This is a genomic window from Serratia sp. ASV30 (assembly GCF_016428815.1).
GTDB lineage: Bacteria > Pseudomonadota > Gammaproteobacteria > Enterobacterales > Enterobacteriaceae > Chania > Chania fonticola_C.
Genome location: NZ_JAELTL010000040.1, coordinates 38,016 through 53,184, shown reverse-complemented (window position 1 = coordinate 53,184; position 15,169 = coordinate 38,016). Strand labels below are relative to the sequence as shown.

12 protein-coding genes and 1 tRNA gene are annotated in these 15,169 nt (G+C 52.8%); 3 read left to right on the top strand and 10 right to left on the bottom strand.

The genetic code is table 11. The annotated features are described in order from the left end of the window. Positions 1-251: 251 nt before the first annotated feature. From JHD74_RS17445 to JHD74_RS17435, 3 genes are all read right to left on the bottom strand, one after another. Positions 252-1,466, bottom strand: a complete 1,215-nt coding sequence (locus JHD74_RS17445; RefSeq protein ID WP_199063176.1) for an integrase arm-type DNA-binding domain-containing protein — start codon at positions 1,464-1,466, stop codon at positions 252-254. After that, the gene (locus tag JHD74_RS17440) at positions 1,453-1,905 is read right to left on the bottom strand and encodes an Arm DNA-binding domain-containing protein (RefSeq protein ID WP_199063175.1); all 453 of its coding nucleotides are present in this window, start codon (positions 1,903-1,905) and stop codon (positions 1,453-1,455) included. The genes JHD74_RS17445 and JHD74_RS17440 overlap by 14 nt, the downstream gene beginning before the upstream one ends. 156 nt (positions 1,906-2,061) lie before the next feature. Beyond that, positions 2,062-2,156, bottom strand: a tRNA-Sec gene (locus JHD74_RS17435). 174 nt (positions 2,157-2,330) lie between these two features. Here JHD74_RS17435 and JHD74_RS17430 point away from each other — a divergent pair. From JHD74_RS17430 to JHD74_RS17420, 3 genes are all read left to right on the top strand, one after another. Further along, positions 2,331-2,915 (top strand): DJ-1/PfpI family protein, encoded by a 585-nt coding sequence (locus JHD74_RS17430; RefSeq protein ID WP_021181316.1) that lies wholly within the window; start codon positions 2,331-2,333, stop codon positions 2,913-2,915. 506 nt (positions 2,916-3,421) lie between these two features. Then, positions 3,422-3,586, top strand: coding sequence for a hypothetical protein (locus JHD74_RS17425; RefSeq protein ID WP_161629476.1), 165 nt, complete (start codon positions 3,422-3,424; stop codon positions 3,584-3,586). A gap of 10 nt (positions 3,587-3,596) precedes the next feature. Beyond that, positions 3,597-4,541 (top strand): Rpn family recombination-promoting nuclease/putative transposase, encoded by a 945-nt coding sequence (locus JHD74_RS17420; protein ID WP_024527301.1) that lies wholly within the window; start codon positions 3,597-3,599, stop codon positions 4,539-4,541. 367 nt (positions 4,542-4,908) lie between these two features. Here the strand turns inward: JHD74_RS17420 and JHD74_RS17415 are convergent, their stop codons facing one another. The 7 genes from JHD74_RS17415 to JHD74_RS17385 form a co-directional block, all read right to left on the bottom strand. Further along, positions 4,909-6,261 carry an amino acid permease gene (locus JHD74_RS17415; RefSeq protein ID WP_024527302.1) on the bottom strand — a complete coding sequence of 451 codons (1,353 nt, stop codon included), beginning with the start codon at positions 6,259-6,261 and terminating at the stop codon, positions 4,909-4,911. A gap of 80 nt (positions 6,262-6,341) precedes the next feature. After that, positions 6,342-8,681, bottom strand: a complete 2,340-nt coding sequence (locus JHD74_RS17410) for an Orn/Lys/Arg decarboxylase N-terminal domain-containing protein (protein WP_199063174.1) — start codon at positions 8,679-8,681, stop codon at positions 6,342-6,344. 123 nt (positions 8,682-8,804) lie between these two features. After that, on the bottom strand, positions 8,805-9,494 hold the full coding sequence (locus JHD74_RS17405) for a helix-turn-helix transcriptional regulator (RefSeq protein WP_029710806.1): 690 nt from the start codon (positions 9,492-9,494) through the stop codon (positions 8,805-8,807). A gap of 259 nt (positions 9,495-9,753) precedes the next feature. Further along, positions 9,754-11,100: an esterase-like activity of phytase family protein gene (locus tag JHD74_RS17400; protein WP_024527303.1), complete on the bottom strand. Its 1,347-nt coding sequence runs from the start codon at positions 11,098-11,100 to the stop codon at positions 9,754-9,756. A gap of 115 nt (positions 11,101-11,215) precedes the next feature. Further along, complete coding sequence (gene xylR / locus JHD74_RS17395; protein ID WP_024527304.1) at positions 11,216-12,394, bottom strand: D-xylose utilization transcriptional activator XylR; 1,179 nt, start codon at positions 12,392-12,394, stop codon at positions 11,216-11,218. Between the two features lie 51 nt (positions 12,395-12,445). Further along, the gene (gene xylH / locus JHD74_RS17390) at positions 12,446-13,630 is read right to left on the bottom strand and encodes a xylose ABC transporter permease XylH (RefSeq protein WP_024527305.1); all 1,185 of its coding nucleotides are present in this window, start codon (positions 13,628-13,630) and stop codon (positions 12,446-12,448) included. Beyond that, the gene (locus JHD74_RS17385) at positions 13,608-15,149 is read right to left on the bottom strand and encodes a xylose ABC transporter ATP-binding protein (protein ID WP_024527306.1); all 1,542 of its coding nucleotides are present in this window, start codon (positions 15,147-15,149) and stop codon (positions 13,608-13,610) included. Before JHD74_RS17385 ends, xylH begins: the two co-directional genes overlap by 23 nt. Positions 15,150-15,169 lie beyond the last annotated feature (20 nt).

The window sequence follows — 15,169 nt, the reverse complement described above, 5'->3', positions numbered from 1 at the left end:
CCCCCCCCCCCCCCCCCCCCCCCCCCCCCCCCCCCCCCCCCCCCCCCCTCTTTAGTTGGCATCGTCGGCAGCGTCAGATGTGTATAAGAGACAGATTATCCCATTACACTCATGCTTCAACGGATTAACTATAACAAGTTTATTTTAATAGAAAAACCCGTTCCATTTTTCGATTTATTTCATCGAAAAAACCAACAGCACCAGCATCACTACTGGCACTGCCGACCCCCCTTCAGAAAAATCACCTCACCCTAAGCACGACACCCAAACTCACCATGCACCACATTCCCATCACGCTCCAGGTTATCCATGTAATCGGCATACCACTGCAGCATCTCACGCCGTCCATCCAGATACTTCGCATGGTTGTACGTGCCACGGATGCTGTTCTTATCCACATGCGCAAGCTGCGTCTCAATCCAGGCAGAGTTATAGCCCTGCTCATGCAAGATGGTACTCATGGTGTGGCGGAAGCCATGGCCAGTCAGTCGCCCCTTGTAACCCAATAGCTCGATGACCTGATTGATGCTTTCCTTACTGATTGGCTTACGCTGATCGTTCCGACCAATGAACACCAAGGGATAGCCTCCAGTAATCGGCTTGAGAGAACTGAACAGCTCGATAACCTGCGTTGATAATGGAACGACATGCGGTCGCTTCATTTTCATCACTTCAGGCGGAATGCTCCATACGCCATTATCGAAGTCGATATCCTGCCAACACGCGAATCTCAGCTCCTGGGTTCTTACACCCGTCAGCATGATGATCTTGGTTGCGGTTTTAGTGATGACACTGCCAGTGTAACCAGATAGGTCTTTGAGGAAATATGGCAGTTCCTGAGCTGTCAGGAAGGGGAAGTGCTCCTTCTTCGGCGTTGCCAAAGCGCTGGCGAGATCGGGGGCAGGATTGTAATTAGCTCTGCCGGTGATAATAGCAAAACGAAAGACTTCTCCGCAGCGTTGGCGAACCTTACGCATTTTCTCCAGCGCTCCGCGTTTCTCCATTTTGCGTAGTGCTTCCAGCAACTCCATCGGCTTGAGATCGGCAATAGGCCGCTTGCCGATATAAGGGAAGATATCTTTCTCGAAGGTATCAATGATTTCATCACGGTAGCGCAGTGACCAGCGGTCAGCTTTGGTCTGATGCCACTCGCGGGCGATAGCTTCAAAGGTGTTTTCCGAATTCAGCTTCTGAGCAAGCTTCTCCGCCTTTTTGGTTTCACTAGGGTCACCGCCTGCCGCAAGGATCTTTTTGGCCGCATCGCGCTTTTCACGAGCATCTGCCAGTGAAACATCGGGGTAAACGCCAAAGGCAAGACGCTTCTCTTTACCGGCAACCCGGTATTTCATGCGCCAGTAACGCGATCCATTCGTTGCCACTTCAACGTATAGCCCCCCGGCGTCACCTAAGCGGTACGGCTTATCTCTGGGCTTTAATGCCCGAACTTTTGCATCAGTTAATGGCATCGTTGTTTCCTCCTGAAAGCAAGAATGCTTTGACGGCCTGAGTTTGCTCTGGCGTAAGCGATAGGGTTTGCTTAGTTGTTTTGATGATAAGCCCACCGGGTTCGGTGAGCGAAAGCTGGAAAGCTTGTTTAGTACGTTCCTGGCGGCGTTGTTCCCTCTCCAGAGTTTTATCAATCGCGGGATCGTAACCATCTTTGATCTTCGCTCTGGCCTCTTCCCTTAACATGATGGCCTCGCTAATCGTGACAGCAGGGTATGTCCCGAATGCCAGGCTCTTTTCCTTTCCGTCTATGCGGTACTTCAGACGCCAGTATTTTGAGCCTGTAGGCACTACCAGCAGATAGAGCCCCCTACCGATAGAAAACTTATAGGGTTTGCTACGGGCATCAAGTGACGCTATTGTTTGATTGTTAATGGTTTTCAGCTGTTTTGGTGGCATGTGATTTTACCCACAGTGGTCGGTTTGCCCAATAGTGCCCCCAGGGGCATATTGATACCAGTAGACTCCTGTTGACTTCGGAATACAAGGAAGGCTTGATACACAAGGGTTTAACGTGGGTTTAGTTGACGTTGGGAGAGTTCAGAAGACATCGAATGGCGGAAGATCACAGGAGTCGAACCTGCCCAGGACCGCTGGCGGCCCCAACTGGATTTGAAGTCCAGCCGCCCCACCGGGGACGAGGATCTTCCTCTGGATACAGGAAGCAAGTCGCAGATTATAGCGCGAATCCCCCTACCTGCTAAGAGGGAATTCAAGTTTCCGCGATCCCCTTCTTACACTTGCTCTCCCGCACAAAACTCCCGCCTTTTATCTGCTACCCTAGCCGAGCCCGGGTTATTAACCCGTACATTGCTGGAGATGCTATGACCAAGAAAGTTGCCGTCCTGCTGAGCGAAGGATTTGAAGAGGCCGAGGCGGTTATCGTGATCGACGTGTTACGTCGTATGGAGATAGAGGTAGAGCTGCTGTCCTGCCAGGATAGGCTGGAGCTGCGCAGCTATCACCAGATACGTATGTTTGCCGATGCTCTGTTGGAACGCCGCATGGACCAACTGTACGATGCCGTGGTGATCCCCGGTGGGCCGCAGGCTACTGCCGCAATGGCGGAAAACGAGCTGGTCGTGGAGTTTATCCGCCGCCACGATCGTGCTGCCAAGCTGATCTGCCCACTGTGTTCTGCCGCCGCTCGCGTGCTGGCTGCCAACAAACTGCTGCAAGGCCGCCGTTATGTCTGTTCTGGCGATCTGCATCAGGAGATCGAAGATGGTACCTACGTGGCTGAAAGGGTTGTGGAAGATGGCAATCTGATCAGTGGCCAAGGGTTGGGGGCCGCGTTTGATTTTGCCTTCACCGTGGCCTACCGCCTGACCGGCGATCGCACTACCACGCAAGAGCAAGCCGTACATATCTATCACGAAAACTGGCAAGCCCCACAGGCAGTGCATTAATCGCTACTGCTGCTAACTAGGCGCGGCACAGTTTGCGTTTTCCGGTTGTTGACCGGGAACGAAAATTGTTACCGCGCTTTCTGTTTTTTACGGCTATTCCTCGCTAACCAGGTACAACGTTTTGATCCCGCTTTTACTGCGTTTAGCGACAACCAACGCATAACACTTACCTGTAACTTTTTTGCCAGATTAGGGCGAAGCCGTGGTCAGTAATACCACGGTCATCAGTACGCTGGTAAAAATCCTCCCTAACCGGCCCATCATTTTTTAACCACGAAAAAGAAATGTGAGAATTGGCTGCATCTTTGGCAGAAATTATTCATATTGATGACAACATAGCTATTATCCTGAATTTTTCCGTGCAAATATATTTGACCGCAGGTGTGTATTTGGTTGAAGGAACCGTGACGTCGCCAATACCTCTTCCCCTGTAATAGTCGGTAGTCCATAATTACACCATGCAATGCCTTCACGGGATCTATGCTAAAAAAGAGAGGGGGTTCTTTATGGGTATGCCACAAACAAAATCTGAATTAATTTCACATCTTAATAAAAACATCGGTGAATTAATAAATGTCCTGAATACAGGTTCGCCGGAGCCTGCCTCAGATAAATCAATGGAGAGACATGCGAAAAATAATAACGTCAGCTTAAAATCAGTATCGGAGTGAAATGATTATGATGAAAAAGAAAAACAACACGCCAACACCCCACGATGCCACATTCAGACAGTTCCTGACCCAGCCAGAGGTTGCCCGTGATTTCATGGAACTACACCTCCCGGCAGAGCTGCGTGCCATCTGCGACCTTAATACCCTGAAACTGGAATCAGGCTCCTTTGTGGAAGATAACCTCCGCCAGTACTTCAGCGACGTGCTCTACAGCCTGAAAACCACTGCTGGGGATGACGGTTATGTCCACGTGCTCATCGAACACCAGTCCACCCCGGATCAGCACATGGCTTTCAGGCTCATCAGGTACGCTGTAGCGGCCATGCAGCGCCATCTGGAGGCGGGCCACAAAAAGCTACCTTTGGTAATACCGATGCTATTCTATACCGGTAAGCGCAGCCCATACCCCTATTCCACCCGGTGGCTGGATGAGTTTGCTAACCCAGAGCTGGCCGGTAAACTTTACAGCGCTGCTTTTCCGCTTGTCGATGTCACCGTCATCCCTGATGACGAAATCGCAGGCCATCGCAGCATGGCGGCTCTGACACTACTGCAGAAGCACATTCATCATCGGGATCTGGCGGAACTGGTGGATAGGCTCGCTCCCATCCTACTGGCCGGATATCTCTCTTCATCACAGGTAGTATCGCTGGTACACTATATTGTACAGGCGGGCGAAACGTCAGACGCCGAAGCCTTTGTACGCCAACTGGCACAGCGAGTGCCGCAACATGGGGACACACTGATGACCATCGCACAACAGCTTGAACAGAAGGGCATTGAGAAGGGTATCGAGAAGGGCATTCAGCTTGGTCGGCAGGAAGGGCATTCAGAAGGCGAGCGCGATGCTACGCTGAAAATTGCCCGCACCATGCTGCAGAACGGTCTCGATCGCAACACCGTCATGAAAATGACCGGTCTGACCGAAGACGAGCTGGCACAGATCCGCCACTAATCTTATTAGATCAATGTTCTAGCCTTACTGTCGGACCTTGCCAATATCTGAATAGTCGCAAAGGTACTATTTTTAGTGGGACTATTACCTGATGATATAGCAAGGTTTGGCAAATAACGGCGAAATGTAGAATTGCCACTTAGCCTCACCGCTAGGATATTACGCAAAATTGAAAGTAACGCGTTTAGTTAAAATGAACAACTAATAATGGCAGGGTTTTATATCTCCCCGAAAAGGGGTGATTCGCTGTATTTTATTTGTCACCTTTATAAAAAGCCTCCCCCCAAGGAGAAGGCTTTGAGATAAAAGAGCCATTCACTGTTGCAGTAACGCCTTCATTGTTACCGCGCTTTCTGTTTTTTTACAGCTACTCCTCGCTATCCAGGTACAGTGTTTTTATCCCGCTTTTGCTGCGTTTTGCCGCAACCAGTGCATATAACGGGATGGTGAGCATCATCATCAATACCCCCCAGAACATGGCATTGCCTCCCGATCCGAACAGGGCAAACAGACTGTAGAGAATGCCAATCACCGCCAACGTGCAGTAGAAAATGAAGCCCCCGCCCTTATTCATAGATTTGGCCACCATGATGATCGGTAGCGCGACCAGCGCATAGATATAGGGCAGTAAAGAGGCAAACACCGACATCAGCACAATCACCTGAAACTGTTTTGCCAGATTAGGCGAAGCCGTGGTCAGTAATACCACGGTCATCAGCACGCCGGTAAAAATCAGCCCCTTCATCGGTACATCGTTTTTGTTCACCACGGCAAAGAATTTCGGGAATAGCCCCTGCTTCGCGCCAGCTTTTGGGGCTTCAGACTGCAAGATCAGCCAGCCAGAGATCGAGCCGAAACAGGCGATAATGCTCAGTGCGGAAACCACTTCCCCGGCAAATTCACCAAACATATAACGAGCGGCGTCGGCAAAGGGGGCGGCGGAATTCACCAATTCACTATGCGGTACCAATCCCATAATCACCGAACAGCTGGTGACATAACACACGGCGGCAATCAGCAGCCCCAATACCGTCGCCTTGGGCACGGTGGATTCGGGGTTTTCCACCTGTCCGCTGGACACCACTGCGGATTCCACACCCAGGAAGCCCCACAAAGCCAAAGATGCGGCGGAGAGGATTGCCGAAGCGTCGCTACCCTTGGTGCCATTATAAACTTCGGTGAACAACGCGGGTTTGAACCAGAACCAGCCAATAAAACCGATCCCCAATACCACCACCAGCATGCAGCAGGCGGTGAATGATTGGGAGCGCCCGGCCACCCTTGCCCCCAAAGAAGCCAGAGCGATAAACCCCCAGAGGATAACAATGGCGGTGATAGAGCTGACAAGCGGATCTTTGAGAATGGGGAAGAAATAACTTAGGTAACCCACACCCGCCACCAGCAGCGCCACGTTACCCACCCAGGCGCTGATCCAGTAACAGATGGTGGTCTGAAAGCCAATAAATGGCCCAAATGCGTCGCTGGCATAGGCAATAATGCCGCCATCACGCGGTGTCACCATGCTGTTCTTGGCAAACACCAGCGCCAAGGCAATCACGCCAACAATGGTAATCACCCAGCCAAATAAAGAGATAGACCCGATGCCCGCCAGATTGGTTGGCAGCATAAAGACCCCGGATCCCATCATGTTAGAGGCAGTCACCAACGTCAGGGCGACCAACCCCATTTTTTTTACGGAGGCAGTATTAACAGAAGCCATGATATTTCCCATCATTATTGCGTTGATACAAATCTTGAAGAGGGTGCGGATCGCACCCATGGGGATAATGCGCAGGCTGATTAACGCATGGTGGAAACAGGAACCTTGTCGGCAGCGCTGGCAGGCGTTTCTTTTATGCACCGTACCCAATAAGTGCCGTTCTCATCCACTTCCACCCCCTGCAGTTCATGTTCAAAGCCGGGGAAGCGCTGGCCGAAGGTCTGCAAGGCCACCAGGTAATCGACGATGGCCCGTGATTCTGACGTCACCTTTTCACCCGGCATGATGAGCGGAATGCCCGGTGGGTAAGGGGTTATCATCACGCCCAGCGTGCGGTTGTTTATGTCGGCAGCCTTGACCTGCTCGGTTTGGTCGGAGATCAGGCATTGATAGGCCTGGGAGGGGGTAAGAACGGGGATGGCCTCTGCAGAACAGGCAAGCTCCAAAAGCTCGGCAATTTTCAGCTCGATATTGGCCTGATGGATCGACCGGCATAAATCACCGATGCCCATGTTGTGATAGGCGGGGAAGCTGGCCGCAACCTGCGGAAGCACCAAGGTCAACGGGGTATTCTCGTCATAGTGATGTTTAAATATCATCAGCATGTCGATCAGGGTATTCCATTTGCCCTGGGTAGAACCCAATGCAAATAATACCAGAATGGTGTAGTCGCCGTTGCGGGCCGGGATAATTCGCTGGGTATCCAGGAATTTTGCCACTACCGGCGCGGGGATGCCGAAAACATTCATCTTTCCTTGCGCGTTCAACCCAGGGCAGGTAATGGTGACCTTGATGGGATCCAACATCGCATAACCTTCCGGCAAATCGCCGAAGCCGTGCCATGCCTCTCCCGCTCGCAGCTGCCAGCAGGTGGGATCGTTGGCTAGCACCTCGTCGGCAACCTGGGTGAAGGGAACCTTTTTGCCCTCCTGCAGCAACGTGCTCGGCTGCCAGACATCGAAGAACCATCCCCTGTCACTTTTTTCCGCTTTGAGCTTGTCTGCAACGGTCACCAGCGTCTTGCGGAAGCTGATAGCGTCGTGAATAGCTTCATCGACCAATGTCTTACCGGCTTGTCCCTCCATCATGGCGGTCGCCACATCCATCGAGGCAATAATCGGATAGAACGGTGACGTGGTGCCGTGCATCATAAAAGCCTGGTTGAAAATGTCGTAATCCACCGGCGCACGCTTGGAATTGCGGATATGTATCATCGAGGCTGAAGAAAAGGCCGCCAGCATCTTGTGTGTCGATTGCACGGCATACAGCGTTGGGCCGTTGTCTTTATCCTCGGGGACATCCATGGCGAAACGCCCCTGATAGAGGGGGTGGAATTTCGCATAGGCATACCAGGCTTCATCAAATTTGATCCGGGGTACCGACTTGGCCAGCGTTTGGGTGACGGCGGTGACGTCATAAATCAAACCGTCGTAAGTGCAGTTAGTGATGATGGCATAGGCGGGGCAGCGGTCTTCTGCCTGATAAGCCAGCACGCTGTCATCAATTTTTTGCTGGATCGCTCTGGCTTCAAACTGATCGGGAGAGATCAAGCCAATAATGCCGAGCCCATTACGCGCAGGCTGGAAATAGACCGGTTTAGCCTGGGTGATGGTCAGCTCATGGTTGACGGACTTGTGGCAATTGCGGTCAACCAGGATGATTTTATCTTTTAAATCAATTGAGTGGCCCACTATCTGGTTAGACTGGGATGAGCCCCCTGTCACATAGAAGGTTTTGTCCGCGCCAAACAGTTTGGCGGCTCGCGTTTCCGATTCGCCCGGCGCTCCCTTATGTTCAAGCCAGTCCCCCATTTCCGGCGTAGAGATACCGATGTCTGCCCGCATCAGGTTTTCGCCAAAGTAATTGATAAACTCACGGCCTACCGGGTGCTTAAGATAGGCAACGCCCCCTTGATGCCCCGGGCAATCCCAATAGTAAGGGCTGTCTAACGCGTAACTTTTTAGCGCGGCGAAGTAAGGCGGCAGCAGGTTCTCAACATACTGACGTATAGCCAGATGAATGCGGCCAGCAATAAACTTGGGCGTATCTTCGCTGATGTTGATGTACTCATGGATCTCTTGAATCACCTCCGTCGATAAACGCCCTAACAAAGGCACACTTGACGAAAAGAAGATAGGCACCCGGCTGTTTTTAGCGCGGATCACACGAATAATCTCCTTGATAATGGGAGACCCCTCACCCAGGTTAGCCCCATCACACTCATTAATAATGATACAACCGATACCCGCTTCTTTTCTGGCCATCGCCAGGGCCGTTTCATTGGTTTCCGCGTGGATAAAATGGTAGTTATTTAATGCCAGCACCTCCTTTATCGCATGATAGCTATCATCGACCTGTATTTTATTATCGCGTACAGAAACAATTAATATGGGAAAATCAAGATTGCTTGCATAACTCATTGTATGACCTCTTCTCATCCATGTCATTGAGATATCAACTGGGATGCCAGATGATGAAAGCGAGCATACTCTTGAAGCGTAAACAATAAACTGTACCAAAGGTACAGTTTTGTAGTGAGATGATTAGCGGATGATATAACAGGGTTTAGAAAATAACGGTGGGATATAGAATTGCCATTGCTGCTTTCTGGCAAAAAATATAAACTCCCGTGTGGTTTCACAATGGACTTTCGCCAGAATGTTACTTTTATGGAACTTTACCGTTCTCAGCGTTCTGTTGAGAATACCGGCAATCTCCTTCTCCGCCATGCCTTGTAACAACAGAAAAGCCACGACCCATTCCTTAGCGGATAAAATCTCGGAGGGACAAGCAACGGTTAATTTACCGATGCCGTCACCAGAGACAAAAAAACGCGGTGTGATGGAGTGCAGTGGCTTGATATGGCTGATAATACCGGAGCAATGAGCCTGTTTGTCGTAGTAGGGCATGCGTTCACAATAAAACACGCTGAATATGCGTTTGCTATCAATAGGGAGGATCCCTACTGCCTCAATCTTCCTCACCTCATCAATAACGCGTTGGTCATGGATTGAGATAAAGGGCTTAAAAGGGGCCAGTGCAGAAGGTCTCCCATTTCCTTCCGGTTTCAGTAACAGGCCATATCTGGCATTGGCATACACCGGCTTTTTATGCACGTCCTTTAAACACCAAGCCTCATCACTAGACTCCCACGCAATCAAGATCTCCAAAGGAATAGCAATAGCTAACGAATTTAATTTCGCAATAATACTTTCGGTACTGACACGAGACATTTTCCCACCTTCAATCCTTGGTGCCATTATTCACAATGCAAATGGCGACATAGTGTAAAACGCCCAGAGCAGACTACCAGAAAGCCAACCTGAAGCGGCAAGATTGAAAGTAACGTTTTATTAATATACTTACCTGAAAATGACTGCGTCTATATCTACTATGCTTCCACCCAAACGGAGTTACTTAACGTATTCCTTTATCACCGGAATAAAAAAGCCTTCACCCCATCAGGAGAAGGCTTGGCGATAAAGGAAAATTTTACGGTTGTAGCAGGGCTTTCACATCCAGCAAAATAAATTCGTTATCATCCGCCACGTTGGGTTCGCGGCTGGAAGAGAACGGGAAGTTATTGTCGTTCCCCACGATGATATGGCTGCCATCCACCACGTCGACATTCTCGATAGTGAAGAACGGGAAGGTCAGCACGCCGTTATTCAGCGGTTTACGCGCCAGCTTCTGCGGGTCCTGAATGTTCAGCAAATCGATATACGCCAGTTTTTCTACCGGTTTGCCGACGTTGGCGTCGGAAAACGCTATTTTGTAGACCCGTTTGAATTTGGCGATCTGGCTGAAGCAGTTATCCGTTGGCGCGCCTGCCGCACAGGCTTTATCGGCTGTGCCTTCACCATTATCACGTTCGATCACCAGGCCATGATTGGCGTCGATCATATTGAAATCACCGATGGCGTTCTGATTGTCTTCCAACACATACTGCCAGCTGCGGCCAGTCCATGCCTGCTGTTTGACGTCAAACTCCAGCACCCGCAGGTAGCGTTTGCCCGCCACGTTCTCGAACTCTTCGCCATCCCACAGCGCCCCTTCCAACAGGGGATACAGCTTACTACCGTCTGGTGACACCGCCATTCCTTCAAAGCCCTTGGAGCGCGCCACCTGGAAGTTCTGCTTGCCATCCGGCGCACCTGGCAGCGTCAGCGTCGGGTTATCCGGCGATTTCACTACCTTGCCGTCAACCTGGGTATCAAATACCGCCAGCACCTTGCCGTTCAAATCCGCTTTAATCAGGTAAGGGCCAAATTCATCGCCGATCCATAGGGCATCGTCGGCAAACTGGAAGCTTTCCGGGTCGAAATCGCTGCCGGTCAGGTAACGTTTGTCGCTGCTTTCATTGACGATATGGAACGGCACTTTTTTATCGGGATCGTGCAGGAACAGCGTTTTTAGCGGCGTTACCGTGCCTTCCTTGAAATCGATACGGTAATGGTTGAGATACAGCATGGCGTCCGGCGAGTTGGCCTTGCTGCCAAAGCCGTTGTCGGTCAGCACCCAGTAGGTGCCATCCGGCATGTGTTTGATACCGGAATGCCCCTGCAACGGCTGGCCATTGATGGGTAGCCCGATGCCGGTCAGCCGATCGGCAGATTTCCCCGCTACGCTACCCAGTTCGGTGATGCGTTTGCCACTGGTGTATTTACCACTCTGTTGCAGATCGGTTGGTGCATCCTGGGGGGCAGTGACGCTGGACTTCACCGGAAATACGGCGTGTCCGGCCAGCACGGCGGGGACTTCCTGAGCCTGCGCCCATAGCGTGGTGCTGAATGCCAGGCAACTGGCCAGCAGTGCCAGGCGGGATGGTAAATTATGCATATTATGTACTCCCTGATAATGGTTTTGCCCAAAGGTAAAAAGCAACGCCACTATAGGGAGCCGTAATGACAGAAATATTATGTGCCGCGTGACCAACAGTGCCGGTACTGCGGTTTCAATAGCCGACCTCCCCAAAACGGTCGCGGCACTCTTTGGGTGTCATGTCATAGCCTTTCTTGAACACCGAATAGAAGTACTGCAACGATGGGTAGCCACACATCTGGGAAATTTCATTGATGGGCAATGAGGTCGCGGTGAGTAAATTGCGGGCGCGATCGAGCTTTTCTTGGTGGATGGCGTTATGGATCGTCTGGCCGGTTTCATCCTTGAAGCGCTTTTCCAGATTGGAACGGGACATGCCCACCGCATCCAGTACCTGCTCCACCTTGATCCCCTTGCAGGCATGGTAACGGATATAGTGCATGGCCTGGATCACCGCCGGGTCACGCAGTGAACGGAAATCAGTAGACCGCCGTTCAATCACCTTCACCGGCGGCACCAGAATACGCTGTAGCGGCAGATCACGCTGATCAAGCAGTTGATGTAACAGCTTGGCGGCACGATAGCCCATCTGGCGCGTCCCCTGCACCACCGACGACAACGCCACGCGTGAGAGATAACGCGTCAGCTCTTCGTTATCGATGCCAATCACACAGAGTTTTTCCGGCACGGGAATATCCAGGTGCTCGCACACCTGTAACAGGTGGCGCGCCCGCGCATCGGTAACGGCTATAATCCCGGTCTGCTGGGGCAAAGTCTGCACCCAGTCCGCCAGGCGATTCTGGGCGTATTGCCAGTTCTCCGGCGCGGTTTCCATCCCCTGATACACCACCCCTTGATACTGTTCCGCCGCCACCAACTGGCGGAAAGCCTGTTCACGTTCCTGCGCCCAACGCTTCCCCCCCTCGGCCGGCAGGCCATAGAACGCAAAGCGGTTCAGCCCTTTTTCTTTCAGGTGCATAAACGCCGCTTCCACCAGCGCATGGTTATCGGTCGCGATGTAATGCACCGGCGGGTAATCCGCCTCCCGATGATAAGAGCCCCCGACGCCAACCAGCGGCACCTGGACATTACGCAACAGCTGCTCAATATTCCGGTCGTCGAAATCGGCGATCACGCCGTCCCCCAACCAGTCCTTGATATTATCGATGCGGCAGCGAAAATCCTCTTCGATAAAGATATCCCAATCACTTTGCGACGCCTGTAAATACTCCCCAACGCCCTCCACCACCTGGCGGTCATACACTTTATTGGCGTTGAACAGCAGCGTAATACGGTAGCGCTTCTTAAACATGGGGGCTCCCCAGCAATAAATACGGTCACAGCTACAAGTGTAAAGCCGCGCCTAGACCCGGCGTTTGGTCGCGGAATCCATCCACACCGCCAGCAGCAGGATCGCGCCTTTGACGATATATTGCCAGAACGTCGGCACGTCCAACATGCTCATGCCGTTATCCAATGAGGCCATGATAAACGCCCCCATCACCGCTCCCGCCACGCTACCAATCCCCCCCGCCAGGCTGGTGCCACCGATCACGCAGGCGGCGATAGCATCCAGCTCGGCAATGTTACCGGCAGAAGGCGAACCGGCCCCAAGGCGCGAACTGAGGATCAGCCCGGCAATCGCCACCATCAGGCCGTTGATGGCAAACACCGCCAGCTTGGTACGCTCAACGTTAACCCCGGAAAGCCGCGCGGCATCGATATTACCGCCGATGGCATAAATACGGCGGCCAAAGGCGGTACGCGACGCCATAAAGATCCCAGCCAGCATCAATGCGGTCAGGATCAGCACCGGCGTTGGCACCCCACGATAGTCGTTCAGCAGGTAAATCGCCCCTAATACCAGGATTGCCATGATGCTCTGCCGGGTGACATCGCCGCTCGCTGCCGCTACCGGCAAGCCCAGTTGCGTACGTCTACTACGCCGCCGCCACTGCCAGGCCACAAACAGCATCAGACCGACCGCGCCAATGCCAAAACCCACTCCGTTGGGCAGGTAGCTCTGGCCAATCTGTGACATGGCATTGCTGGTGGGTGACACGGTGGTGCCATTGGTAATGCCGATCAGAATACCGCGAAACGCCAACATCCCCGCCAGAGTGACGATAAACGAAGGGACTTTACGATAGGCTACCCACCAGCCATTCCACGCCCCCAGCAACAGCCCCGCCAACAGCGTGACCACAATGGTCAACGGCAGCGGCCAGCCGAACCAGACGTCAAAGATCGCTGCCGCGCCCCCCAACAGCCCCATCATTGAGCCAACGGAAAGGTCGATCTCCGCCGAAATAATCACGAACACCATGCCCACCGCCAGAATGCCGGTGATCGCCGTCTGGCGCAGCAGGTTAGAGATGTTACGGGCGCTGAGATAGGCCCCTTCGGTGGTAAAGGTAAAGAACAGCATGATGACGGCGATCGCCGCCAGCATCACGAACACCTGCAGGTTGACGGTTTTCAGCCCGAACGGCGGCTTTTTTGCCTCCACTGGCGGCAGGCTGGCTTCAGATTGCGTGCTTTTCAACATGTGTTTCACTCCTCAAGGCCGCTTCCATTACCTGTTCCTGGGTCAGATCGCGGTTCACCAAATCGGCTTTGATCTGCCCTTGGTGCATCACCAATACCCGATCGCTTAACCCCAGCACCTCCGGCAATTCGGAGGACACCACAATCACCGCGAGCCCCCGTTGTGCCAATTGATTGATCAGTTTGTAAATCTCTTGCTTGGCCCCGATATCTATGCCGCGCGTTGGCTCATCCAGAATGAGGATTTGCGGGTTCAGCAACAGGCACTTCGCCAGGATGGCTTTCTGCTGGTTACCCCCGCTGAGACGCGCGATAGCCAGCTCCGCAGAAGACGTTTTTACCCGCAACCGTGCCAGCGATTGTTGGATAGTGGCCTGCTCCTGCGCATCATCCAGCACCGTCAACGCGCCACTTAAATCCCCCAGCGCCGCCAACGTCATGTTGGCCCCCACGCCCATCACCGGCACAATGCCATCGCGCTTGCGGTCTTCTGGCACCATGGCGATGCCATATCGCATTGCCTCGCGGCAGTTGGTGATGGTGGCCGCCTGCCCTGCGATGGTGATATTGCCCTGCCAACGCCCCGCATAGGCGCCAAACAGGCACTGCATGGTTTCGGTACGCCCGGAGCCAACCAGCCCGGCCACGCCGAGGATCTCCCCACGCCGCAGGGTAAAAGACACATTATCGGCCCGGCGGATATGCCGGTTGACCGGGTGCCAGGCAGTGAGGTTTTCCACCTGCAGGACCACCTCGCCGATGGTATGGGGTTCCTGCGGATACAGCTCGGTCAGCTCACGGCCAACCATCATGGCGATGATATCGTCCTCGCTCATCTCCGCCGCAGGCCGGGTGCCAATGTGCTTGCCATCGCGGATCACGCAGATAAAGTCCGAGATCGCTTTCACCTCGTTGAGCTTGTGCGAAATGTAGATACAGGCGATCCCGTGATCGCGCAGATCCGCAATGATCGCCAGCAACGTGGCGGTTTCACTTTCGGTCAATGAGGCGGTGGGCTCATCGAGTACCAACAGGCGCACCTGTTTGTTCAAGGCCTTGGCGATCTCCACCAATTGCTGTTGGCCCAACCCCAGTTCACCCACGCGGGTATTGGGGTCAACCTCCAGCTTGACCTGTGCCAGCATGCGCTGGCAGCGCAGGTACATGTTGTCGTAATCCATCACCCCATAGCGGCCCCACTCGTTGCCGAGAAACAGGTTCTCCAGCACCGTCATCTGCTTCACCAGGGCCAATTCCTGGTGAATGATGGCGATACCTTTCTGCTCGGTATCGCGAATGGTTTTCGCCGAAACGATCTCGCCCGAAAAATAAATATCGCCCTGATAACTGCCGTGCGGATATATTCCGCACAGCACTTTCATCAAGGTGGATTTTCCTGAGCCATTTTCACCGCACAAGGATAATACCTGCCCCGCTTCCAAGTGCAGGCTGACATTATCCACGGCTTTCACTGCGCCGAATTGTTTAGTGATATTTCGCATTTCTAACAGGCAGGGCATTATTCACTCCCCCCAGATGG